1 rRNA gene is annotated in these 255 nt (G+C 52.5%); it reads right to left on the bottom strand.

Features of this window, described 5'->3' with window-relative positions:
- Window positions 1-255: ribosomal RNA gene (locus tag QCZ28_RS34445) — 23S ribosomal RNA — on the bottom strand; the annotation flags it as partial.

Raw genomic sequence — 255 nt, 5'->3', positions numbered from 1 at the left:
GAGACAGTGGGGAAGTCGTTACGCCATTCGTGCAGGTCGGAACTTACCCGACAAGGAATTTCGCTACCTTAGGATGGTTATAGTTACCACCGCCGTTTACTGGCGCTTAAGTTCTCCGCTTCGCCCCGAAGAGCTAACAGGTCCCCTTAACGTTCCAGCACCGGGCAGGCGTCAGTCCATATACATCGAATTACTTCTTCGCATGGACCTGTGTTTTTAGTAAACAGTCGCTTCCCCCTGCTCTCTGCGGCCATA

The organism is Micromonospora sp. DH14 (assembly GCF_029809455.1).
In the GTDB taxonomy this organism is placed as follows: Bacteria; Actinomycetota; Actinomycetes; order Mycobacteriales; family Micromonosporaceae; genus Micromonospora; species Micromonospora parva.
The sequence above is the reverse complement of the archived record's forward strand: the minus strand, read 5'-3'. Positions and strand labels throughout refer to the sequence as shown.